General features: G+C 58.6%; 16 protein-coding genes and 2 pseudogenes. 13 read left to right on the forward strand and 5 right to left on the reverse strand.

From position 1 onward, the window contains the following. The first annotated feature begins 115 nt into the window (after nt 1-115). Nucleotides 116-1249 carry an FAD-dependent monooxygenase gene (locus AYM40_RS29830; protein WP_082855389.1) on the forward strand — a complete coding sequence of 378 codons (1134 nt, stop codon included), beginning with the start codon at nt 116-118 and terminating at the stop codon, nt 1247-1249. Nucleotides 1250-1489: 240 nt separating this feature from the next. Continuing rightward, a complete protein-coding gene (locus AYM40_RS43875) occupies nt 1490-1804 on the forward strand; it encodes a DUF3331 domain-containing protein (protein ID WP_420488523.1) in 315 nt (104 codons plus the stop codon). Between the two features lie 190 nt (nt 1805-1994). Here the strand turns inward: AYM40_RS43875 and AYM40_RS29835 are convergent, their stop codons facing one another. Together AYM40_RS29835 and AYM40_RS29840 are read right to left on the reverse strand one after the other, a co-directional pair. Then, nucleotides 1995-3419, reverse strand: a complete 1425-nt coding sequence (locus AYM40_RS29835) for an efflux transporter outer membrane subunit (RefSeq protein WP_063499653.1) — start codon at nt 3417-3419, stop codon at nt 1995-1997. Next, entirely contained in the window at nt 3416-4414 is a 999-nt protein-coding gene (locus AYM40_RS29840; RefSeq protein WP_063500798.1) for an HlyD family secretion protein, read from the reverse strand. The genes AYM40_RS29835 and AYM40_RS29840 overlap by 4 nt, the downstream gene beginning before the upstream one ends. A gap of 632 nt (nt 4415-5046) precedes the next feature. Here AYM40_RS29840 and AYM40_RS29845 point away from each other — a divergent pair. Then, nucleotides 5047-5565: a Dps family protein gene (locus tag AYM40_RS29845; RefSeq protein WP_063499654.1), complete on the forward strand. Its 519-nt coding sequence runs from the start codon at nt 5047-5049 to the stop codon at nt 5563-5565. Between the two features lie 382 nt (nt 5566-5947). Here AYM40_RS29845 and AYM40_RS29850 read toward each other — a convergent pair. Beyond that, nucleotides 5948-6903 (reverse strand): IS5 family transposase gene (locus tag AYM40_RS29850; RefSeq protein WP_063494433.1). Its coding sequence is split into 2 segments (ribosomal slippage): nt 5948-6316 and nt 6319-6903, totalling 954 coding nucleotides; the frame shifts between segments, so codons are not numbered across the junction. A 130-nt stretch (nt 6904-7033) separates the two neighbouring features. Between AYM40_RS29850 and AYM40_RS29860 the strand changes: the two genes are divergently transcribed. After that, nucleotides 7034-7784, forward strand: a protein-coding gene (locus tag AYM40_RS29860) for an IS5 family transposase (protein ID WP_420488524.1) whose coding sequence is annotated in 2 segments (ribosomal slippage) — nt 7034-7362 and nt 7361-7784 — 753 coding nt in all. Because the reading frame shifts where the segments join, the coding sequence is not laid out codon by codon here. 61 nt (nt 7785-7845) lie between these two features. Here the strand turns inward: AYM40_RS29860 and AYM40_RS29865 are convergent. Next, entirely contained in the window at nt 7846-8760 is a 915-nt protein-coding gene (locus AYM40_RS29865; RefSeq protein ID WP_063499655.1) for an intradiol ring-cleavage dioxygenase, read from the reverse strand. Between the two features lie 111 nt (nt 8761-8871). Here AYM40_RS29865 and AYM40_RS29870 point away from each other — a divergent pair, with 111 nt between their 5' ends. Then, nucleotides 8872-9846 carry a LysR family transcriptional regulator gene (locus AYM40_RS29870; protein WP_063500800.1) on the forward strand — a complete coding sequence of 325 codons (975 nt, stop codon included), beginning with the start codon at nt 8872-8874 and terminating at the stop codon, nt 9844-9846. Nucleotides 9847-9853: 7 nt separating this feature from the next. Here AYM40_RS29870 and AYM40_RS42010 read toward each other — a convergent pair. Next, nucleotides 9854-9967, reverse strand: a pseudogene (locus tag AYM40_RS42010) (IS6 family transposase); the annotation flags it as partial. A 215-nt stretch (nt 9968-10182) separates the two neighbouring features. Between AYM40_RS42010 and AYM40_RS29875 the strand changes: the two are divergent. The 8 genes and pseudogenes from AYM40_RS29875 (at nt 10183) to AYM40_RS29905 (ending at nt 22557) form a co-directional block, all read left to right on the forward strand. After that, nucleotides 10183-11309, forward strand: a pseudogene (locus AYM40_RS29875) (IS110 family transposase). Between the two features lie 1395 nt (nt 11310-12704). Next, a complete protein-coding gene (gene ltrA / locus AYM40_RS29880; RefSeq protein ID WP_063499656.1) occupies nt 12705-14408 on the forward strand; it encodes a group II intron reverse transcriptase/maturase in 1704 nt (567 codons plus the stop codon). Between the two features lie 150 nt (nt 14409-14558). Beyond that, nucleotides 14559-15803, forward strand: a complete 1245-nt coding sequence (locus AYM40_RS29885; protein ID WP_063499657.1) for a tyrosine-type recombinase/integrase — start codon at nt 14559-14561, stop codon at nt 15801-15803. Beyond that, nucleotides 15800-16669, forward strand: coding sequence for a tyrosine-type recombinase/integrase (locus AYM40_RS29890; RefSeq protein WP_063499658.1), 870 nt, complete (start codon nt 15800-15802; stop codon nt 16667-16669). Before AYM40_RS29885 ends, AYM40_RS29890 begins: the two co-directional genes overlap by 4 nt. Before the next feature lie 31 nt (nt 16670-16700). Further along, nucleotides 16701-17171, forward strand: a complete 471-nt coding sequence (locus AYM40_RS39270) for a tyrosine-type recombinase/integrase (RefSeq protein ID WP_236720990.1) — start codon at nt 16701-16703, stop codon at nt 17169-17171. A gap of 213 nt (nt 17172-17384) precedes the next feature. Then, nucleotides 17385-19169, forward strand: a complete 1785-nt coding sequence (gene ltrA / locus AYM40_RS29895) for a group II intron reverse transcriptase/maturase (RefSeq protein WP_236720991.1) — start codon at nt 17385-17387, stop codon at nt 19167-19169. Next, complete coding sequence (locus tag AYM40_RS29900) at nt 19160-20344, forward strand: IS110 family transposase (protein WP_236720992.1); 1185 nt, start codon at nt 19160-19162, stop codon at nt 20342-20344. Before ltrA (AYM40_RS29895) ends, AYM40_RS29900 begins: the two co-directional genes overlap by 10 nt. Before the next feature lie 701 nt (nt 20345-21045). Then, entirely contained in the window at nt 21046-22557 is a 1512-nt protein-coding gene (locus AYM40_RS29905) for an acetyl-CoA hydrolase/transferase family protein (protein WP_063499659.1), read from the forward strand. Nucleotides 22558-22863: the final 306 nt, after the last annotated feature.

The following is a 22863-nucleotide window of genomic DNA, read 5'->3' on the forward strand; positions in this document are numbered from 1 at the left end:
GACCGTCGGGTATCGGGTTTTCAGAGGTAACGCCTTACCCGGCGCGAAGTATCATTAGACCGCACAAGAAGGCAGATCGAGGGCTAACGCGACGACATTGAACAAGATACCCGACATGAAGATTGCAATCGCAGGCGGTTCGATTTCAGGGCTTGCCGCAGCCCTCACGCTGAATTGCACCGGACATGACGTGCTCGTCTACGAGCGCTCTGCGCATGCGTTACGTGGTCAGGGCGGCGGTGTGGTGGTGTTGCGGCGCATGCTGCGCTTCCTCGAGAATCACGGTCACTACTGTCGCGACATGATCAGCGTGCCAACACATCGCCGGCGTTGGATCGATGTCAGCGGTTCCGTCACCCACGACGAACCCGAGATGTTGCCCTTCTCGTCGTGGGACGCGGTCTATCGCTCCCTGTGCAGCACGCTGCCGGCAGAGCGGATTCGCTACGGGCGCGAAGTTGCAGGCTTTGACCAGGACGAGCACGGTGTCGACCTCCATTTCGACGATGGACAGACAGAGCGTGCGGACGTCCTGATCGCTGCTGACGGAACCGGCTCGCGCCTGCGCTCCCTGCTCTTTCCCGACTACCACGCGTCGTTCGCAGGCTATATCGCATGGCGTGGCATTGTCGATGAAGCCACCTTTAACCCCGCCGATATCTCGACGCTGGTAGAAAACATGACGTTGCACCGGCAGCCCGGCGAGCTCTTCATGGCATTCCTGATTCCTGCTCTCGACGGCTCGCTGGCGCCGGGCAAGCGGCGCTTCAACTGGCTCTGGTATCGCAACGAACCTGACGCCGAGGAACTGCAACGGCATTTGACCGACTACGCCGGGCGCAAGCATCACACATCAGTCAGTGCAGGACAGCTCGCGGCGGCATCGCTGGCCGACCTCACCAGTCTCGCGTCCCGACGTTTGCCCACCGTTTTGGCCCAACTCGTGCTCGCAACGAAAGCGCCGTTCGTACAAGCCATTTTCGATGCGCTAAGCCCCGCTTTTGTCGAGGGCCGGGTAGCGCTGGTCGGCGACGCAGCCTGCACGCTTCGACCGCACACAGGCTCAGGCACGTCCAAAGCAGCTGACGACGCAGTGTCCCTTGCCGAGTTCCTGCCCGCAAACAGCGGCGATGTCGGTCAACACCTCGCTGACTGGGCCGCGGCCCGGAGCATCGCGGTCGCGCCCCTGCTTCAGAAAGGTCCACAGCTCGCGGCCGGATTCGGGCTTGGCAGCCCACTTCCCGGATGACGTAAGCATCTCTGCCCCGCCCCTTGGGAATTCCTGGAATTTAACAAGCTTTAATTTGGGTAACGCGTGGCTATCGATCAAACTTATTGGAGGCCAACACACACGTCATGTCTGACGTTTGCTGATTAGTTGTCCGCACGAACGTCACTGAGCGCGCAATGACACCCCGGTCGAACGCACGGCCACGCGCCGATTTCTTTCCTCATCCTATGGGGCGCCAGCATGCTATCGAGCCGAATGATGCACGATCCATGGTTAGAAACAATTCGACTGCTGCAGGCGAATTCGATCGCGAGCCCAGAGGATCAAAATTCAGTGTCAAACCTGCCGCCGTCGGCGACTGCTCGCGGGCGGACATCCGCTGCTGCTCATGGCCCCCGCTGTCCTGTGACGATCAGCATTTCCGAGCGCCCCACAAATGACACCGCAATACTTGAATGGCGAGCCCCAACTTCCTGCTGCTGCGGAGGACAAATATGGCGTTCGTGCGTTGCGCGACGAAGCGGTGAATGCGCGCTAAGTGGCAAGCCAATTCTCAGCGGGGATGAGATATAAAAACCTTACAGGTGCAAGATAACGCCGGCCAACGCTGACGCGATGATTCTGGCGAGCGCGCTTAATTCTGTCATTCCGACCAGCGAGGAACAGTGAAGTATTCACAGGAGGTTCAGGTCGAAGATCAGGGCGAGGGCGATTGGATACGCTGAAACCACCAGTCAACATTCACCGATGTCACCTGGCATCCTTAATCGCTCCGCGCGGCTTTCTCCATTCCCGGACGTGCTCCGCTAATGGGCGTCCATCCGCCGCCGATCGTCCGTACCAAAGTGACAGTCGCGACCGCCTGCGCCTGGCGGCTGTGGATCAACTCACGTTGAATGGACAGCGCCTCGCGGTCGGAGTCGACCACCTCAAAATAGTCGACATAACCGTGTTCGTAGCGGCTACGCGACAGCCGGGCTGCTTGCGCCGACGTCGAGGCCGCCTGCTCATAAGCGGCGATGCGCAGCCGCTGCGCCGCGACATCGTTCAGCGCATCTTGTACCTGTCGCAGGGCGTCAAGCATGAGCGCTTTGGAATTGGCGTCCGCGATCATATAACCCGCTTGCGCGGACTCAACCACGGCACGACGTCGGTCACCGTCGATCAGCGTCAACGCCGCGCTAATGGCGAGGCCCCACACTGAGCTGTTACGGTCCAGGAACGAGCTCAGGTCGCGGCTTGCAAAACCGCCGTCCGCCGTGAGTGTAAGGGTCGGCAAATACGCGGTCCGGGCGATGCCGATCTGCAAAGACGCTGCGTCCAGCCGACGTTGCGCGGCATAAATGTCCGGACGCTGCTCGAGTAGCGCCGACGGCAAACCGACCGGAATATCCGGCAACGCGATCGGAGCAAGCCCGGGGCCGATCGTCAGATCATTAACGGAGCGCCCTGTGAGCACCGCGAGCGCATCGACGAGATTGTCACGTTCACGCTCGCTCTCGGCAAGGTCCGCGTTTGCCGTGTTCATCTCGGTCGCCGCGCGCAGCGCGTCGAGGTCGCTGGCCGCACCTGCCTTAACGCGGCGCTGCACCAGTCGCAACGCGGCCTGTCTGAGCTGGATGGCCTGCCGCAACTCGGCACTGTCCTGTTCGACAAAGCGCAAGGTCAGATAGTCGCTCGCCACTTCCGTCGAAACGCGCAAGCGCACCGCGGCCGCATCCGCCTGTGCTGCTAGCGCATCCTCGCGCGCCACATCGGCTTGTCCCTTGAGACGCCCCCACAGGTCGACCTCGTACGTGGCATCGACAGGTAACGCCCACGTTCGCAGCATCCGCTTCGGTAACGCATCGTCCACTGTGCCGGAGACACGATTGCGCGAAAGCGATGGATTGATACCGACCGTCGGCGTCTGGTAGGCGTCGCTGGCCATGACCAGCGCACGAGCCTGGGCAATGCGCGCGTTGGCCGATGCAATCTCGTAGTTGTTCGCCAGCGCGGCATCGATCAGGCTGACCAGCAGCGGGTCGGCGAACAGTGCGGGCCAGGCGCCGTCTGGGATTGCAGCCGTTTGCGTGACGGTAGCGTGGCGAAGCGGCGCGTCGCCTAACGCAAGCGGCGTGTGCGATTGCGGTGTAACGCTGCATGCCGCGAGCGCACAAAAGGTCAGCAGCATGACACGCCCGCTCATCGCAACTTCTCTTGTGACGCGAGCGTTGCCGTGACCGACAACCCAGGTCTGATCCGATAGCCTGGGTCGTTCAGGCTGTCAAAGCGTATCTTCACGGGCACCCGTTGGACCACCTTCGTGAAGTTGCCGGTCGCATTGTCCGGCGGCAACAATGCAAACTGCGCGCCGGTGGCCGGTGCGAAGCTGTCGATGTGTCCATGGAAAGGCGTGTCGGGCATCGCGTCGATGTGCAGATCCACCGAATCGCCCACCTTGACATGCCTCAACTGCGTCTCCCGGAAATTCGCCACTACCCAGACGTCTGCCTCGACCACCGTCAACAGCGGCTGGCCAGGCACAAGGCGCTGGCCCGTTTCGACAGTCTTTTTTCCCACGTATCCATCGGTCGGCGCAATGATGTTGGTGTATGTCAATTGCAGCGATGCGTCGCGCAGGTTGGCACCGCTCTGCGATTCCAGCGCCCGCGCCGCCAGCAAACCTGCCTGAGCAGCTTCGAGCTGAGCGGTGGCCTGTTGCACGCGCGCATGCGCTGTTGTACGCGCGGCATCCGCGGCATCGAAATCCTGCTGCGAGAGGCCCCGCGGTGTTTCTGCAGTCAGCTCGCGGGCACGCGCAAAATTCAGGTCGCCCTTGCGAGCGTCGGCGGTGGCGGCGGCAATTGCGGCTTCAGTCTGACTGATCTGCGCACGCGCGCTGTCCTGCTCCGATCTGGCCTGCTCCACCCGGGAGCGCTGCAGTGCGACCTGCACGTCAAAATCACGTGTATCCAGACGCACCAGCACCTGACCGGCACGGACAAACTGGTTGTCGTCGACCAGCACCTCTTGCACCGTACCGCTCACCCGGGACGAAATGGTGTGCAGGTGACCGGTCACGTAGGCGTCGTCTGTACTGCGCTCACCCTTCACAAATGCAAAGGCCAGAACGGCGGCTAGCAGCAGCGCAAACGCCACTAGCGCGAGAATCGCGATCACCTTTGGCCGCGCGGACAACATCGGCTCTTCACTGGTCTTGTCCAAAGTGAAACGACTCCTCAAATACGCGAATTTCCCCGCGCCGCTGCATGATCTGCATTCCTACAGATATACAGAGACAGCTCAGCTGGCTGCCTGCTCATGACCATGCCGAACGCTGCGATTCGTGGCGAGCCGATCCGCAGCGACTATGCCGGCATGCTGCTCGGCAGCACGTGGTTTTATTGCGATCTTCGTCGCGCTGCACCAAGGAGATTGCCTGCCCTGGTTATGTGCACCCAATACTACCGAGTTCTGCCATAAAAATTCTTGACCAAAGCTTAATTTCTCTTAAGAGAACGAGACTGAGTTCACGCTATGTAGCGGCGTAGAGCGGCCGTGCGTCGGACGGATTCGCCGTTTCATACAAATCAAATCGTTGCACACGCGGAACGTCTCGCTAGAACGGTGCGCTTCTTCAGAACAATTAACCTTGCCAACCCCGCTTCTTTCCGCCGGCCGAGGCATACACTGGGCCTATCCGGTTGAGCTTTCGTACGGTGACATCCGGCAAAGGCCGGTTCCGCGTCGACGCAGTTTCAGTTGCACATCCGCTCAGGCGAAAAGTTTCGCAGCGAGCCTGGGACCACCCCGAATTTTTGTCGAGGCCATGCATGAACGATCTCACGAACGTTGCCGAACGAAGAAAGGCACCGCTGAACACGCCCAGTGCCCTCTCCGAAGAGGCGACACGCGACATCTCCGCCGAACTCAATGCCCTGCTCGCGGACACGATGGCGTTATACATGAAAACCAAGAATTTCCACTGGCACATGTCCGGTCCTTACTTCCGCGACTATCACCTGCTGCTCGATGAGCAGTCGGACCAGATTTTCGCTACTACGGACCCAATCGCCGAACGTGTGCGCAAGATCGGCGGCACGACTATCCGCTCCATGGGTCATAGCGTGAAACTGCAGCGCATCCTCGATAACGACGCCGATTTCGTCACGCCGCCTGATATGCTCGCTGAACTACGCGAGGACAACATGTCGCTAGCACGGTACATGAAAGGCACGCATGCACTGTGTGACGAGTATGGCGACGTGGCGACTGCGAGTTTGCTGGAGCAATGGATCGACGAGGCCGAACGCCGCACGTGGTTTCTCTTCGAATCCGGGCGCACGGGTTAGGCGACGGCGGGGGCAGGGAATCAGTCGAGCGCCACCCTATCGCCCCCGACAAAGCTATCAGGAGCGCAACATGGGCCATGCAGCCCAACCTCGGGCTACTGTTATCGGCGGCTCGCTTAGCGGCCTGTTCACCACGACAGCGCTTCGCGCGGTCGGCTGGGATGTCAATCTCTTTGAGCAATCCCCTAGGGTGTGTTGACATTAAGCGACAGCCTTTCAGGCCGCACTGTTAAGGAAGCTCTGCACAACTAGCTTTGAAGCGTTACCTTTCACATCGAGCGCAACCTCGGCGTTCAGATCTTTGTTGGTGAGCTGATTGCGAGGGGTTTTCCGCGCTCCGGAGCGCTCCAACCAGACATATGGCCTTCATCGGCCCGGTGTTTCAAGCTTTGCGCAAAGCTCTGCGAGCCATCCATAAATTGCCCAAAGCAAACAGCGTGGTGATCTGGGCGATGTTCTTCGGCAAACCACGATAGCGCGTCTTCATGTAACCGAACTGCCGCTTGAGGATGCGAAACGGGTGTTCGACCTTGGCCCGAATACCCGCCTTCAGGCGTTCGATCTGATCGTATATCGCGTCCAACGAATCACTCAGATCCAGTTTCCTGCGCTTTGCCGGTCGCATTGCAACATGCCAACGCACCGCCTCAGGCTCACAACGCTTTTCGATACCCTGATATCCGGCGTCCGCGTACACATCCGTTTCTTCACCATGCAGCAACGTCTGGGCTACGGTAATGTCGTGAACATTGTGGCCGCCGTTCCAATGACCGTATGGACCAGGCCCGAATCGGCGTCCACGCCGATATGCATTTTCATCCCGAAGTACCAGTTGCCACCTTTCTGCGTTGATTGCATTTCAGGATCGCGCGTGCCGGAGCCATTCTTTGTCGAACTGGGCGCGGCGATCAGGGTGGCGTCGACTGCCGACCCAGCCTTAAGCATCAGGCCTTTCTCCGTCAGGATTTCATTGACCAGCGCCAGCATTTGCACCGCCAGACCGTGCGTTTCCAGCAGATGGCGGAACCGGAGAATCGTGCTTTCATCCGGCAAGCGGACCATCCCGCCGTCGAGACCCGCGAACTCGCGATACAGCGGCACGTCATAGAGTGCCTCTTCCATGGCAGGGTCTGACAGACCGAACCATTGCTGCATGAAATGAATCTGCAGCATCGTCGCAATCGGGAACGGCGGCCGACCGGTTTTGCCCGTGGGATAGTGCGGCTCGATCAGCGCAATCAGCTTCAACCAGGGCACAACGCGTCGCATCTCATCGAGAAATTCCCGCTTGCGCGTGCGCTTCGTTGACAGATCCAGACCAAGACCAAGTTGCGTCATTACACTGCTCCCCACCTAATTGGCTCTGCTTCCAGGATAGCTCAGCAGCAACGCAATGCCAGGACTTTTGCAGACCTTCCTTAACTTTGCCGGAAAGCTGTTTACATCCTGTCTTTTGGGCGAGACAGAGATGGTGCGGAAGATGTTGCGAGACGACCAATATGAGCGCGTTGCATTACAGCTACCGGGTAAATCCGGCGATCGAGGACGAACCGCTGCCGACAATCGGGATTTCGTCGAGGCGGTGCTGTGGATCGCCCGTACCGGTAGCCCGTGGCGCGATTTGCCTGAGGAGTTTGGCCTTTGGAACAGCGTGTACAAGCGCTTCAGTCGATGGTCACGTGCCGGGGTATGGCACACGGTATTTGCCGAGCTGGCCGCCGATGCAGATTTCGAGGAAGTCTTCATCGATAGCACCATTGTTCGCGCTCATCAGCACGCTGCTGGGGCTCCCAAAAAAAGGTGATCAGGCGCTGGGTCGCTCGCGAGGTGGACTCAGTACGAAAATTCATGCGCTGGTTGACGGCCTGGGCATGCTGGCGAAATTTCGTTTGACGGGTGGTCAGGCAGGTGACAGCCCTGAAGCTCTGCCATTGCTGGGCGATCTGAAGCCCGATAGTGTGGCGGCCGACAAGGCATATGACACGGATGCACTGATCGAACATCTGCACACGTTCGATGTTCAAGCGGTCATCCCGAGTCGCGCAAACCGGCTCGTGCAACGCCCTCTGGATAAGCATCTCTATCGGTCCCGTAACCTGGTCGAACGGTTCTTCGCGCGCATCAAGCAGTTTCGCCGCGTCGCCACGCGATACGACAAACTGTCTGAGCGATTTGCTTCGTTTGTCGCCTTGGCTGCAGCCTTCATATGGCTCGTCTAATGTCAACACACCCTAGCGGCATGGTTTTGTTCTGGCCGCTTTTGTCTGAGACGACAGAGCGTCAGGCAGTTGCAGACACGACTTTGGACGTAGCGGCGCCAGCGGCCGCGTTTGCATTCAGTCGGTTAAGCACGAAAGTAAAGTCGAGCGAGCTGAACGGCGTCGCACTTTCGCTGCCATCAGGTGCCTGACCTGCCTCGTGATGGTCCCAGTCGACAATCAATGACGACCGGACGCCAAATACCGCGTCGGAATTCAGGTATTCATCGCCGGAGCGAAAGACGTGCGTGATAAGGCGCTCATAGCCTGGCGCCTCGATCATGAAATGCAGGTGCGCAGGACGCCAAGGATGCCGACCGAGAGCCTGCAACATGCGCCCGACCGGTCCGTCGTGCGGGATAGGATAGGATTCCGCTGTGATGGACCTGAAATGGAAAGTCCCGTCTGCCTGGCTGCGCAGCATTCCGCGACCTTGACTGCCGGCTAGGCCCTCATACTGCACGTCGTAGAAGCCGTCTGAATCGGCTTGCCACACTTCGATACGCGCATCAGCAACCGCCTTTCCGTCGAGTCCTGTCACTTTTCCGCTTACGAAACACGACTCGCCTTTCGCGCCGTTAGCGACGTTGTCGCCATTTTTATACTCTGGTGCATCTTCGACAAAGAATGGACCGAACACGGTGGACTCGGTACAGCCTTTCGGCTTCCGGTTGTTCAGCGCTGTCACGAGCATCGAGAGACCGAGCGTATCCGACAAGAGAATGAACTCCTGGCGCTTGTCGTCGGTGATGTGGCCGACGTCGGCCAGGAACTGAATTCCCTTGAACCACTCCTCTTCAGTCAGTTCGACGTCGCGCGCAAAGCTGTGCAGATGCTGCACCAAGTTTGTCATGATCTGCCGGAGACGACCGTCAGCGGCGTTGGCATGTCGTGCCAGCACAATCTGGGTGATCGTGTCCTCATCAACGTTCTGCATGATGTCTCCAATGAATGTCTTCTTTGAGTCAGAATATAGCTGTTCCGAAACTGATGAAAAAGCTCGCTAGCGGGAAACATCATGCCGCCTGACGGGAAACAGGAGATAAGAGTGGACAAATGGATGGAGGTGCAACTGTTCCTGCAAACGGCCGAGCTCGGCAGCGTTTCCAAGGCAGCAGAAACACTTGGGATGTCGTCGTCGGCCGGAAGCCGGCATCTGGTAAACCTTGAGCAGCGGCTTGGCGCACGCCTGGTCGAGCGAAACACCCGGCGCCTCTTCCTTACTGAAGTAGGTGAAGAGTTCTATCGGAGATGCCTCAACATTTCCTCTGAAATGGAGGAGGCAGAGTCGCTGGTGAGTTCCGCGTTGCTTAGCCCTGTTGGCACGTTGCGGGTGACGGCGTCGGTTTCGTTTTGTGCGCAGATCATCGCCCCGCTGCTGCCCGAATTTACCAGGAGGCACCCGAATATTTCGGTGTCGATCACTGCGGCGAATCGGTACTTTGACATCATTGAGAACGGGATTGACGTCGCCATCCGAACGCGTGAGCACGACGCAGATTCCGGGATTGTTACGCGGCGGCTTGCGGAGACGCGGCGTATCCTCGCTGCCTCACCAGAGTATTTGGACCGGCATGGAACGCCAAAAACGCTCGATGAACTATCCGGGCACCACTTCCTGATATATACGTTGGCAAACAATCCGTATGAACTCGCTTTTACGAAGGCGTCTACATGCCGCTCCATAAAAATCGAAGGGTTGCTGGATTCAAATGAAGGTCAAGTCATCCGCCAAGCCGGGCTTAACGGCTTGGGAATTCTCATTCAGCCGACCTACATCATTCATGACGACGTGATCGCCGGCAGACTCGTGCCCATCCTGGATGACTGGGATCTTCCAAGGCTCAAGATTACTCTCGCGTATCAGAACCGTCAGTACCTGTCCTTAAAGGTACGGGCATTCATCGACTTTCTCGCTGACCACTTCAGGAATGAAGAGTATGAACGGCGCTGGACGCAGACGTGGTCGCATTCCGGTTCTGTCGCGGTAAGGCGAGAGGGGAAAGCAAACACGATATGCTGAGTATTGCTTATGAGACGATCGAATAGAATTGCTGTGCAGCGGACAGTGGGATTTTGCGCGAGCAATTCATCTGCCCTTTCTTGATCATGTGCATGACTTCGATGCCTCTCAGAATGACACGCGGCAGCAAGGGCCGTTCGTGGTGTCGCAGTCTTCTTTATCGTGGGCCGATGCAAAGTTAGTGCAGCCCGAACTTTACCGCGACATCGTTATTGCGACAGAACCAGCGTTTGACCGTAGCCCCTACCGAGCGAGCGGTTTAGATCCTATGAAGCGAGGCCCTCAACAAGCTGACGCCTAAAATCAACGTGCTGAGGTTGCTCACGGGAGAAGATCATGCGTACCGAGCAGGCATACACGGGTAGTGGTGACGTAATGGTGCTGGCAGTGTCGCTGGAACTGGCGGCGGCCAAGTGGAAAGTCGCACTCCACGACGGCCGGCGCGACAAGCCGGCCGTCCACACGGTCGCACAGCCGCAGGCCGCGGCGCGTCTGCAGGCAGTGCTGGACTTGATCGAGGCCCATAAAGAGAAGTGGTCGTTGCCCGCCGACGTACGGATTGCCGTCAGCTATGAAGCCGGCCAGGAGGCGTTCTGGATCTGTCGCGCGCTGCAAGCTCGGCACATCGAGTGCTACGTCGTCGATCCGGCCAGCATTCCGGTTGAACGCCATCAGCGACGCGCCAAAACCGACCGGCTCGATGTCATCAAGCTCGTCATCAACCTGCGCGCCTGGCTGCGTGGCGAGGGCGACCGCAGGACGAAGCGTCGCGCCAGTTGATGCGCGAGCGCGGACAACTGCAGAAGGAAGTTCTGCAGCACCTTGACCGGATGCGCAAGCTGTTGGCAACCCTCGGCTGCTGGGATGCGGTCAATCACCGTGCCTTCGCTGGCCGACTTCAGCGCGACGAGGTGTGCTGCCACGACGGTGCGCCATTACCGCGCGAATTGCGCGAGCGGCTACTGCGCGAGTGCGAACGCCTGGCACTCGTCGAACAGCAGCTTGCAGCACTGGAGAAGACGCGACAGACGGACGTACCAGCACTCGCGCGCCAGCGCTGCGATGCGCTGGAGCGCCTGCACGGGATTGGAGAAGTAGGCGCGTCACGCCTTGCCCTCGAGCTCTTCTGGCGGGAGTTCAACAACCGCCGCGAAGTCGGTGCGTGCGTCGGGCTGGTGCCGCAGCCCTATGACAGCGGCGACAGCCAGGCCGACCAGGGCATCAGCAAACAGCGAAACCGGCGAGTACGCGCGCTGCTAATCGAAATCGCATGGAACTGGCTGCGCTACCAGCCCAACAGCGCACTCACGAAGTGGTTCAACCAGCGCACGCAGGGCACGGGACCGAACCGACGTGCCCGGCGTATCGCGATCGTCGCGGTGGCGCGGCGCCTCACAATTGCGCTGTGGCGCTATTTGAGGGACGGCGAGATACCCAAAGGAGCACAGCTAAAGTCCATATGAGCCTTCAGGTTTGGCAGGAAGGGAGATTAGGATTAGTCAGGCAGTACATACCGAACAGCTTTGAAGTGACCATGCCCGTATACTGACTGGGTTGCACAGGCAACCGATTCCTTAGATGGGGCATGTTCCTGGTGATGGTTTCCAGCGTAACGCGCATCAGGATAAGGCCTGGCGAAGACGCGCCGGCGGATAGAAGGTGGTAAGACGTTGGAGTCTTACGTGCGCAATGAATGGCTTCAAAACAAAGGAATCCAGAAGAAACGGCTGTGCACTAACGAAATGCGAAAAACGCCTTGACGAATTGAAGCTCATAGAAGGCAGTATGACTTTCCGTGAGTCAGTGGCTGGCCCGCCACGAGGAATCAGACGCGGGTTAGCATTACTGCCAGAGCCGCATGGTGTGCACAGGGGCACACCCGGCGATTTCCAGCGCGGAGGCCAGCATGGAAAACGATAGCACGGTGTACGTCGGTCTGGACGTTCACGTGCGACCTGAAAGTCGCTTGAGTTTCTGTTTCACTGGGGAGGCATGACCTGAAGAAACCGGTTGTTCCATCAACCGTTCCCTACCCGGACATGCGGAACTGGTAACTGCTCGGTGTGAAGCTTTGGGGACAACGTAGCCGCCGGGTAACCGGTACGTCGAACCGCGAGGAGAGGCGGAATCTGCCAGCACGAAGGTGGAGAGGAGCAAGGGATGGGCGGGTACGACCAACATATGTGAACTTCCGATAAACGTCGTCACCAGTAGCAAGCCAAACGTGCTGACAGGCTTGGACCAGTGCGACATGAAGTCGCGTATGCAATTGTTTTAACCAGCCGAAAGGCTAGTCAGGAAACCGGTCGTTCCGTCGACCGTAGCCTACCGGTGCATGCGTTGTTGGCAACGACGACGTGTGAAGCCACCGGGACAACGTGGCGGGCCTCTGGCCTAGCTGTCTCCGTGAGGAGAGGTAACGCCTGCGAGCGTTGATGCGGGTGAGCTGCAAGGCTGGATAGTATGGTCAACATAAGTGAACTGCCAAAGACATCGTTAGCCTGAACAAGCCCAAAACGCTGGTGGCTTGAACCAAAATGGTACGCGGTCGGATGTTTCCCCTGGTTCAGGAAACACACGGACATGCAGACCGCCGGTGGATAGGCAGGACCTACCCTATTCGTGTTGCATACGTGGAACATCGTAAGCCCGATGTGCCGCCAGGAATGGCAGGCGACCCGCAAGGGAAGCTGAGGGTGCAGCGGGTAGAGGAAAGCGGAGAAAGCGAACGCTGCCCTGTAATCGGGCAGATAGGGATTGCGTCGCGAGACAACATCATCTCACGCGAAAGCGGGCAGACTTCCGTATGGTCTTTCGTCACTAGATAGCTTGAACAACCTTTCAAGGAGGAGAAGCAGATGACTGTGCAGCAACCGGGCACGGGTGCGTCCTCCGATCGCGCGAGACACTGGCACGGCATTAACTGGGCCGGGTGCCATCGTGAGGTTCGAAGGCTGCAGGCAAGAATAGTGAAGGCAATACAGGATGGCAAACACGGCAGGGTGAAAGCCCTGCAGTGGTTGCTGACCCATTCGTTCAGCGGCAAGGCGCTCGCCGTCAGACGGGTGACTGAGAATCAGGGCAGACGGACGCCGGGCGTGGATGGCGTCACCTGGTCCACACCGAAGTCCAAAATCAACGCAGTGTCGTCACTCAAACGGCGCGGCTATCGGCCGCGTCCACTGAGACGGATATATATCCCGAAGGCCAACGGGACAAAAATGCGGCCCCTCGGAATTCCTTGTATGGTCGACAGGGCTCAGCAGGCGCTGTATCTGCTCGCTCTGGAGCCGGTCGCCGAAACTACGGCGGACCCGAACTCGTATGGGTTCCGGTCCGCCCGTTCCACGGCCGACGCAATCGAACAATGCTTCCGGGCATTGGCACAAGCCGATTCTGCAACGTGGATTCTTGAGGCCGATATCCGTAGCTGCTTTGACGAAATTTCACATGACTGGCTGGTCGCCCACATCCCCACGGACAAAGCGATTCTGCGAAGATGGTTGGAGGCTGGCTACCTTCTCAACCGTGTCTTTCACTCAACGCAGGCGGGTACACCGCAAGGGGGAATAATTTCGCCTACGTTGATGAACATGACTCTCGACGGGCTAGAAAAAATGCTACGTGCAAAGTATCGCAAAGGCAGTAACAATCCGTCGAAGGTCAACATCGTTCGTTATGCGGATGACTTTATCATTACCGGCGCAACGCGTGAAGTGCTGGCTGATGACGTTCGTCCGACGGTCGAGCTGTTTCTGGCGGAGCGCGGTTTATCACTTTCTTCAGAAAAGACCCGGATCACGCATATCGACGAAGGGTTCGATTTCCTCGGCATGAACGTGCGCAAATATAGCGGCAAGCTGCTGATCAAGCCTGCCAGAGCAAGCGTTCAGCGCTTCCTGCGCAAGCTGCGGGAAACCGTGAAGAACAGTGCGACGGTACGACATGATCAACTGATACGTGAACTCAATCCATTGCTTCGCGGATGGGCGAACTACTACCGGCATGTCGTGGCGAAGCACACCTTTGGCAGAGTCAGTCACGAAATCTGGCGATGTTTGTGGCGCTGGGCGAAGCGCCGGCATCCGAACAAGAGCTCGCGCTGGGTCCGGCAGAAGTACTTCCGGATAGTAGGACTCCAGCATTGGGTCTTTGGCACGGAGACTGGCAATACGCTCAGCACAGGAAAGCCGGAACTCCTGACGCTATATGACATCGCAGGCACGCCAATCCGGCGACACCGGAAAATCAAGGCGGCTGCAAACCCGTTCGATCTACAGTGGGAAGGCTATTTCGAAGAGCGACTGCGCTTCGCGATGCTGGACTCGCTCAAAGGTCGGGTGCAGCTGATCCGGTTGTGGCTTGATCAGGCTCGGTCGTGTCCGGTCTGTCAGCAGATGATCACGAAAACCAGTGGCTGGAGTCTCTGCCACGTGGTTCGTAAAATCGATGGCGGTAAGGACACGACGGGCAACCTGACGATGTTACATCCGGAATGTCACCGGGTCGCGCGTGCTCTCGGACTCTCAGTTGTAAAGCCGGCTCATGCACATGGGCTTTGAAAGGCTTGAGCTGTATGCGAAATGTGGCGTTCGTCCATATGTGGCGCAGCATCACAATCTCCGTGCCTGTGGCGTCGCTTTCGGCAAATTAACGCCACATAAAAATGAGCGCATAGTGATCGACTCATCCTCCAGACGGGAGAGTGGATCATGTTTGAGGCCATTTATAGCTATCCGCAAGTGTTGCGTCGTCATCGTGATGGACCATGGGCAGAGGAGCGTGAGCGTTTTCTTGCGCATTGTGCCGAACAGGGTTTTTCCCGCGCGACACTTCGACAGACCGCTGCTGAACTCCTGGTTGTCGCCCAATACTTCGATATCAGTGAATCAACGTTCATCGCACATGACGTAGAGGCCGCCGCTGATCGCTGGGTACGCTTTCAGCGTCGACGCCAGCGGATTCAAGATTGTCGTTGGTCTCGTCAGCGATTCGTTTCAACGGCCAGCTCATGGCTGCGCTTTCTCGATTGCCTGGAGCAGCCACAACAGGAGACCAAACCCTTCGCACATCTGATCGACGAATTTTCGGACTTCATGCGCGATGAGCGTGGACTGTCTGCCAAGACCATCGCGGGTCGATGCTGGCAGGTGCGTCACCTTCTCGACAGCTTACAAACCGCAAAGCACTCGTTGGCGCGCCTGTCACTCAAAGAGGTGGATGACTATCTGACGATGAAGGCTGATCAGGGCTGGGGGCGAGTAACGATGGCTAGCGCGGCCAGTGCGTTACGCAGCTTTTTTACCTATGCGGAAATGCGGCGATGGTGCCCATCAGGAATTGCTGCTGGTATTGAAGGTCCGCGCGTATTCAGGGAAGAAGGACTTCCCCGCAGTCTGGACTGGCAACAGGTGCGTCAACTCATCGCGAGTACGGGTGGCTGCGGTGCCCGGGACATCCGCGATCGTGCAATTCTTATGCTGTTTGCCATCTATGGGTTGCGGAGGAGCGAGGTGTCACAGTTGCGACTGGAGGATGTCGACTGGGAACATGAAGTACTTTGCGTTACACGGTCCAAACTTCGGCGCACACAGGACTATCCGCTGATACCAGTAGTGGGTGACGTCATCCTGCGTTACCTTCAGGAGGTTCGGCCTCGCTCTACCCGCAGGGAGCTTTTTCTGGCACTCAAAGCTCCGTTCCGCCCACTGTCGATGAACGACATGTATCGGCTTGTGAGAAGCCGTCTCGCTGTGCTGGGCGTCTCGGGTCCATATCGCGGCCCGCATTGCCTGAGACACGCGTGCGCTACACATCTTCTCGCCTCGGGCCTCACGCTTAAACAAGTCGGTGACCATCTGGGTCATCGCAGCGCATACGCGACCCGTGTGTACGCGAAGGTCGATCTGGCCGGATTGCGGCAGGTAGCGGAGTTTGATCTCAGGGGGCTGCTATGAAGCTCAGCGCTGCAGTGGACGAATATGTTCGCCACAAACGCTCTCTCGGCATGAGATTCAACACTGAGGCCCGTACGCTCAAATCCTTTTGTCGGGCCTTGGGCGACGTGTCGATGGCCGGGGTTAGGCCCGATCGTGTGTACAGTTTCCTGGCGGGTTCTGGGCCGGTCACGGTTTTCTGGAGAAACAAACACTCGGTTCTGCGCGGCTTTTATCGTTTTGCTTTCGCGCGTGGCTACGCAGCTACGTCTCCGCTGCCGAATATTGTTCCCAAACCTCCACATGCCTTTGTGCCTTACATCTACTCGCGCGAAGAAGTCAGACGCCTGCTCGAGGCTGCCTCAGCCACACCCCCTTCCCAGGCACGCATCGACCCCGATGTATTGCGCATGCTGCTTCTGATGTTGTATGGCGCCGCTCTTCGGATTAGCGAGGCGCTGACCCTCACGATGGCAGACGTGGATCTGGAGCAAGCAGTGCTGTGCATCCGCGAGAGCAAGTTCTACAGGACACGGCTGGTACCGTTGGGGAGCGACCTCGCTGAGACACTCAGGCAGTTCGTCGTCAGACGCAACCGGCGTTATTCCTGCCGGCCCGACGCGCCTTTGTTTCCGTTCCGAGATGGCAGGGCATTGAGCCGCAACGCAGCTGAAGTCGCTTTCCGACGTGTAAGAGATAGTGCTGGCGTTCTGCGACACGACGGGGCTCGCTATCAGCCACGCCTTCATGATCTGAGGCACGCCGCAGCAGTTCATCGGCTCATTGCCTGGTATCGCAGCGGGGCCGATGTCCAGCGTCTGTTGCCTCAGCTTGCAACCTATCTCGGACACGTTCACATTGCCGGTACGCAGCGCTACCTCAAGTGAAGCAGCACAGCTTCTGATTCGGGACGTCGACTTGCCAGGCCTGTCCGTCAGGATCATTGGTAAAGGAAACAAGCAGCGCCTTTGCCCGTTGTGGCCGACGACGGTCGATCAGCTCATGCCGCTAATCGCTGGGCGCAGCCAACTCGATCATGTGTTCCTGAACCGCTGTGGCCAGCCAGTCACTCGCTTTGGTATTCATACGTTGGTCGAGCGGTCCGCATCCAGAGCTTGTACGCAAGCCCCTTCATTGGAGAGTAAGCGTGTCAGTCCACACACGATTCGACATTCCTCCGCGACGGCGCTGCTTCGGGCCGGTGTCGATATCAACACGATCCGCGGCTGGCTGGGCCACGTATCACTTAACACGACGAACATCTACGCCGAAATTGATCTGGAAACCAAAGCGAGAGCGTTGGCCACCTGTGCTCCCTCTGATGGCGGTAAATCCAGAAAGCACTGGCGAGAACAGCCAGAATTGATGAAGTTCCTGCGTGGACTATAGTTGAAAATATATGTGGTGGCCGATCCGACATTCTGCCCATCGCAACGGTACGCAATCGATCGCCGCCACATATGGACGAACGCCACATTTTGCATAGTATGAGTTTACCAACATACTATGCGGCTAACGTCGCACGTACAGTTCTTAGGGGAGGATGCGACGGTAACGTCGCATCCTTACCCGACAAACGGTACGCGGTGTGGAGTGGCCTTCGTGAACTGGGCCACCATGGACGACAAGCCGCCGGCGAATAGGAAGGGTCCGCCCCGCTCGGAAACTCATGCGGAACAGGGTAAGCCCATCGCGCCGCCGGCAACGGCAGGCGAACCGCAAGGAACGCTGTTGGCGCGGTGGGTAGAGGATCGTGGAGAAAGCGAACGCCCGGCTGTAATGGACGGGATACGGGCTGAGACATTGCCCGACGCGAAAGCGGGCAGACTTCCGCGTGGTCATTCATGGCGAGATAATCTTGACCAATCGTTATACGGGGGAAAGCAGATGACGGCAATGGACGCGAAAGCGCCTGACGCTGGTGCGCCCTCGCGCGCTGCGCAGATGTGGGACCATGCAAACTGGTCACACATCGAAGCAGAGGTGAAACGACTTCAGACGCGTGTCGCCAAGGCAGTTCGGGAAGGCCGATGGGGCAAGGTGAACGCATTGCAACGTCTGCTAACCCGCTCGCATGGCGGCAAGATGCTCGCCGTCAAGCGTGTGACGGAGAATCGCGGCAAGAGAACGCCGGGGGTGGACGGCAGGATCTGGTCATCACCGGCGGCCAGATGGAAAGGGATGTTGTCGCTCCGTCATCGTGGCTATCGTGCGATGCCGCTGCGGCGTGTCTACATTCCCAAGAGTAACGGAAAGAAGCGTCCGTTAGGAATCCAGTGTATGCGGTGCCGGGCGATGCAGGCCTTATGGAAGCTCGCTCTGGAACCCGTCGCGGAGACTCTGGCAGACGCCAATTCCTACGGCTTTCGGCCCAAACGCTCGACCGCCGACGCCATCGAACAGTGCTTCAACGTTCTGGCGAAGCGTGCTTCGCCAGAATGGATTCTGGAAGGTGACATTCGAGGCTGTTTCGACAACTTCAGTCACTCCTGGTTTCTGGAAAACATACCGATGGATAAGGAGGTTCTGCGCAAGTGGCTTCGAGCCGGATATATCGATGAGGGAACCCTGTTCGAGTCGCAGGCGGGCACACCCCAAGGGGGTGTCATCTCGCCCGTGATCGCGAATATGGCGTTGGATGGGCTTGAAGCAGCAGTTCATGCAAGTGTGGGAACATCCACACTTGTCCGCAGAAAGGCTCAGCTCAACGTCGTCCGCTATGCCGATGACTTTGTGGTGACTGGCGTGTCGAAAGATGTGCTGGAATCCCGGGTGCTTCCGGCAGTCAGGCAGTTCATGGCGGCTCGGGGTCTGGAGCTCTCGGAAGAGAAAACCCGGATCACGAACATAGCGACGGGTTTCGATTTCCTCGGCCAGAACGTACGCAAGTACGACGGCAAGCTGCTAATCAAGCCAGCGAACAAGAGCATCAAGTCGCTGCTTGACAAGGTCAGGGGAATCATCAAGGACAACGCGAGCGCCACGCAGGAGGCGTTGATACGCCAGCTCAACCCGGTGATCCGGGGATGGGCCCAGTATCACCGTCACGTCGTGTCGAAAGTGACCTTCTCCTCAATCGACTCACACATCTGGCGACGGCTCTGGAAATGGGCGAAGCGTCGACACCCCATGAAAGGAGCCCGGTGGGTCAGGCAACGGTACTTCCGGCGTGACGGATACCGGTTCTGGGATTTTGCGACAAAGGGTTCAACCGAGGGTGACACCTGCGGTCTGCAACTCTTCCGCGCAACGACGGTTGTGATTCAGCGGCACGTCAAAATCCGGGGACTGGCAAATCCGTTTGATCCGGCATGGACCACTTACTTTGCTCGCCGTCGAACCGCGAAACGTTCCGCCGGCCTGCCCGGTGCCACCCAATGGTGCTGAAGGAATGGCTTGAGCCGGATGCGGGGCGACTCGCACGTCCGGTTCTTAGGGGGCGGCGGCGCAGTGATGCGTCGCTGCTACCCGACAAGGAGTCGATCACGGTGGCGTACGCGGTCGGCATGGGCGACGTGGAACTGCTGGGCAAGACCGGCACCATGAAGGCTGATATCGATCGCCTGTGCAAGCGTCTGCAGTCGAAAGCGCGGCACGTACACGTTGTCTATGAGGCGGGACCGTGTGGCTATGGACTTTACCGGGAGCTCGTCCACAAAGGATTCGACTGCATGGTGTGCGCGCCATCGCTGATTCCGAAGAAGCCAGGTGAGCGCGTCAAGACAGACCGTCGTGATGCGCTCAAACTGGTGCGCTCACTGCGCGCCGGTGACCTGTCAGCGGTGCACGTACCGGACGTCAACGATGAGGCGTTCCGCGATCTGGCCCGTGCCTGGGCAGCAGCGAAAGCGGATCTCCGGCAGGCACGCCAACGGCTCAAGTCCTTTCTGCTCGCGCACGGTGTTCGCTATACAGGTAATGCCAACTGGGGGCCCGCGCACCGGCGATGGGTGAGCACATTTGCCTTCCCAAACCACTGGCAGCAACTGGCCTTCGACGAGTGCCGCCGCACAATTGAAGACAGGCTCGCGCAATGTGACCGCCTCGAGGCAGCGCTGCGTGAGGCCGTCGTCCACTGGCGGTTCTATCCGGCCGTACTGGGCCTGCAGACCATGCGCGGTGTGAAGTTCATCACCGCCGTCGGCATGCTCTCCGAGTTGGGCGACCTCTCACGCTTCAAACACCCGCGCCAGCTGATGGCCTGGCTTGGCGTGACGCCATCAGAACACTCTTCGGGCGAGCGCCGCCGACAGGGCAGCATCACGAAGAACGGCAACAGCTATGCAAGAAAGCTGCTCGTCGAGGCGGCCTGGAGCTACCGTTACCCCGCACGCGTGAGTCCTGACATCCAGCGACGGCATGAAGGTATCCCCAAGCCCATCATCGACCGTGCCTGGGACGCACAGGTTCGACTGTGCCGCCGATATCGCAAGCTCGCCGCACGCGGCAAGAACGTGAATATCGCTGTTGTCGCCGTCGCTCGCGAGCTCGCGGGATTCATCTGGGACATCAGCCGGCTGGCCATGTCGCTTGCCGTACCGAGCCACCCCCAGGCATCGTAGCCGTGGGCCCTGGTAGCGACTGACAAATAGCAAGCTGAAGGAGTTTCCTGAAGGCGGCGTAGCCCGGCACCCGAGTAACCCGCGATCGGACTATGCAACGGATGTCATCCGATTTGCGGCTTTAGATAGCGGCAGGCTCATGGGGCGGACCTCTGTAATGCCGTAACCAACCCGCGGATATCAGTGCGATCCACCGTCGAGACTTACTGCTACGCCGCCCTCAGGAAATTCTCGCGCCTATGGAACGAAAGCGACGAAAACCGATCCCGATTGACACGGAAAGTCATATCAGTCCGTCGGCCATCAACAGAGGTTCGCCGGAGAGAACCAAACGGCCGCTTCCTTCTATTAAACGGCCTGCTGTGAAAGGGACATTTGTAACGCAACTCGGACGTTGAGGGCCGGATATCAGGCGGACGGACTGAAGCACCGACAATGCCATTCCGGGTCGGAGAGTACGCGACAACGTCTGAACTTTTTATCTCTTCAACGAAACGTCGGACCCGGTCCGCCAGCGAACGCGGCAAGGCCGATGTTTGCGCCATTGCCCCTGCTGGAAGCAGCCTATATCGCCGACGAGTAGAATGATCCTGCTGCACAGGGACGGGTTGCGCAAGCGCACTTCATTGGCCCTTGCCAGTCGTCAGTCGATCTTGCGTGACTCGTTAAGAGTCGGAATCTGCAAAGACAGGGGAATCGATATGGAAAAGCGCATCCAGAATTCATATCTCGCGTCCAAAGTGATGCCAGCTGATCGGGCGGCGGCGGAAATTCTTCCGGGCATGATCGTCGGAATGAGTGGGTTTACCGGCTCGGGATACCCCAAGGCGGTGCCCCTGGCGTTGGCGGCACGCATCGAAGATGCGCATGCCCGCGGAGAAAAGTTCGCACTTCGCATACTGACGGGCGCCTCCACTGCTCCGGAACTGGACGGTGCGCTCGCCAAAGTGGGGGGCATCGACTTTCGCTTGCCCTACCAGTCCGATCCGGAATTGCGGGCACGGATCAACCGTGGCGAGATTGAGTACATGGATATCCACCTGGGGCAGGTCGCGCAGTACACCTGGTTTGGGTTCCTTGGCAAGATCGACGTGGCAGTCATTGAAGTTTCCGGCATATTGCCCGACGGACGTTTGATTCCATCGACATCGGTCGGCAACAACAAGACGTGGCTTGACCTGGCCGACAAAGTCATCATCGAAGTGAATTCGGCTCAACCTGCCGGTCTGAACGGAATGCACGACATCTACTACGGTACGGCGTTGCCACCGGATCGCCAGCCGATTCCTTTGGTCCGTCCCGGTGACCGTATTGGGGAGCCGTACCTGCGCGTCGACCCATCGAAAGTGGTCGCCGTTGTGGAAACCCACGGTCCTGACCGGCTGGGCCGATTCGCTCAGCCGGATGACAGCAGCATTCGAATTGCGAATCACCTGGTAGAGTTCTTCCGGCATGAAATCGCCAAGGAAAGGCTCGGGCAGCAGTTGTTGCCGTTGCAGTCCGGGGTAGGGAATATCGCCAATGCGGTGTTGAGCGGGCTTCGCGACGGCGGATTTGAAGGGCTTACTGCGTTTACGGAAGTGATTCAGGATGGGATGCTGGATCTGATCAGGACCGATACCATTCGCACCGCATCGGCGACGGCCCTGTCCCTGAGCCCGGAAGGTGTCGAAGAATTCAACCGCAATATCGACCACTACCACAGCCGCGTCGTTCTGCGTCCCCAGGAGATCTCAAACCACGCCGAGCTGGTTCGCAGGTTGGGCTGTATCGCCATCAACGGAATGGTTGAAGCCGATATCTATGGCAACGTCAACTCAACACACGTGGCCGGCACTTCGATCATCAACGGCATCGGCGGCTCGGGCGATTTCGCTCGCAATGGCTTTCTTGCGTGCTTCGTTACGCCGAGTACAGCCAAGAATGGAGCGATCTCCTGCATCGTGCCAATGGTCAGCCACGTCGACCACACCGAGCATGACGTCACCGTGATCGTCACGGAACAGGGACTGGCAGACCTGCGCGGGTTGTCGCCCAAGCAACGAGCGCGTGTTGTCATCGACAATTGCGCTCACCCGGATTACAGACCGCTTCTGCAAGACTATTTCGAACGCGCCTGCCGTGACAGTGTGGGGAAGCACACCCCGCACCTGCTTGGCGAAGCCTTGTCGTGGCACCAGCGGTTCACTGAAATCGGACGTATGAAGCCCTGATCGTAGCCGCCATCCCTTTTATTGAGGGCGTGGGCGCCTTCCGTCGCACGACCGGCAGGCGCCTTTCAGTGATTCCGGTAGGCGAGGAAATGAACCGAGCTTGCCAAGCCGGGGAAGTCCTTATAGGGGATCTGATTCGGGTGAACATCAAACTCCCTGAATATGCGGCGATGCACACGAGGCCAGGAGGCGTGCAGTAAGAAGTGCGCCCATGCGATGTAAGCTTGTGAACACAGTTTCGGCGAAACACGGCACACTGCTGGTCGTGCCACTGCGAGCCCGGCCGAACTGCCGGGCGAGAGACTG

The organism is Paraburkholderia phytofirmans OLGA172 (assembly GCF_001634365.1).
Classification (GTDB): Bacteria; Pseudomonadota; Gammaproteobacteria; order Burkholderiales; family Burkholderiaceae; genus Paraburkholderia.

What these genes read in the sequence shown, in the direction of transcription:
- AYM40_RS29830 (WP_082855389.1), top strand. Translation starts at nt 116, where the DNA reads ATGAAGATTGCAATCGCAGGCGGTTCGATTTCAGGGCTTGCCGCAGCC.
- AYM40_RS43875 (WP_420488523.1), top strand. Translation starts at nt 1,490, where the DNA reads ATGCACGATCCATGGTTAGAAACAATTCGACTGCTGCAGGCGAATTCG.
- AYM40_RS29835 (WP_063499653.1), bottom strand. Translation starts at nt 3,419, where the DNA reads ATGAGCGGGCGTGTCATGCTGCTGACCTTTTGTGCGCTCGCGGCATGC.
- AYM40_RS29840 (WP_063500798.1), bottom strand. Translation starts at nt 4,414, where the DNA reads ATGTTGTCCGCGCGGCCAAAGGTGATCGCGATTCTCGCGCTAGTGGCG.
- AYM40_RS29845 (WP_063499654.1), top strand. Translation starts at nt 5,047, where the DNA reads ATGAACGATCTCACGAACGTTGCCGAACGAAGAAAGGCACCGCTGAAC.
- AYM40_RS29865 (WP_063499655.1), bottom strand. Translation starts at nt 8,760, where the DNA reads ATGCAGAACGTTGATGAGGACACGATCACCCAGATTGTGCTGGCACGA.
- ltrA (WP_063499656.1), top strand. Translation starts at nt 12,705, where the DNA reads ATGACTGTGCAGCAACCGGGCACGGGTGCGTCCTCCGATCGCGCGAGA.
- AYM40_RS29885 (WP_063499657.1), top strand. Translation starts at nt 14,559, where the DNA reads ATGTTTGAGGCCATTTATAGCTATCCGCAAGTGTTGCGTCGTCATCGT.
- AYM40_RS29890 (WP_063499658.1), top strand. Translation starts at nt 15,800, where the DNA reads ATGAAGCTCAGCGCTGCAGTGGACGAATATGTTCGCCACAAACGCTCT.
- AYM40_RS29900 (WP_236720992.1), top strand. Translation starts at nt 19,160, where the DNA reads ATGGTGCTGAAGGAATGGCTTGAGCCGGATGCGGGGCGACTCGCACGT.
- AYM40_RS29905 (WP_063499659.1), top strand. Translation starts at nt 21,046, where the DNA reads ATGGAAAAGCGCATCCAGAATTCATATCTCGCGTCCAAAGTGATGCCA.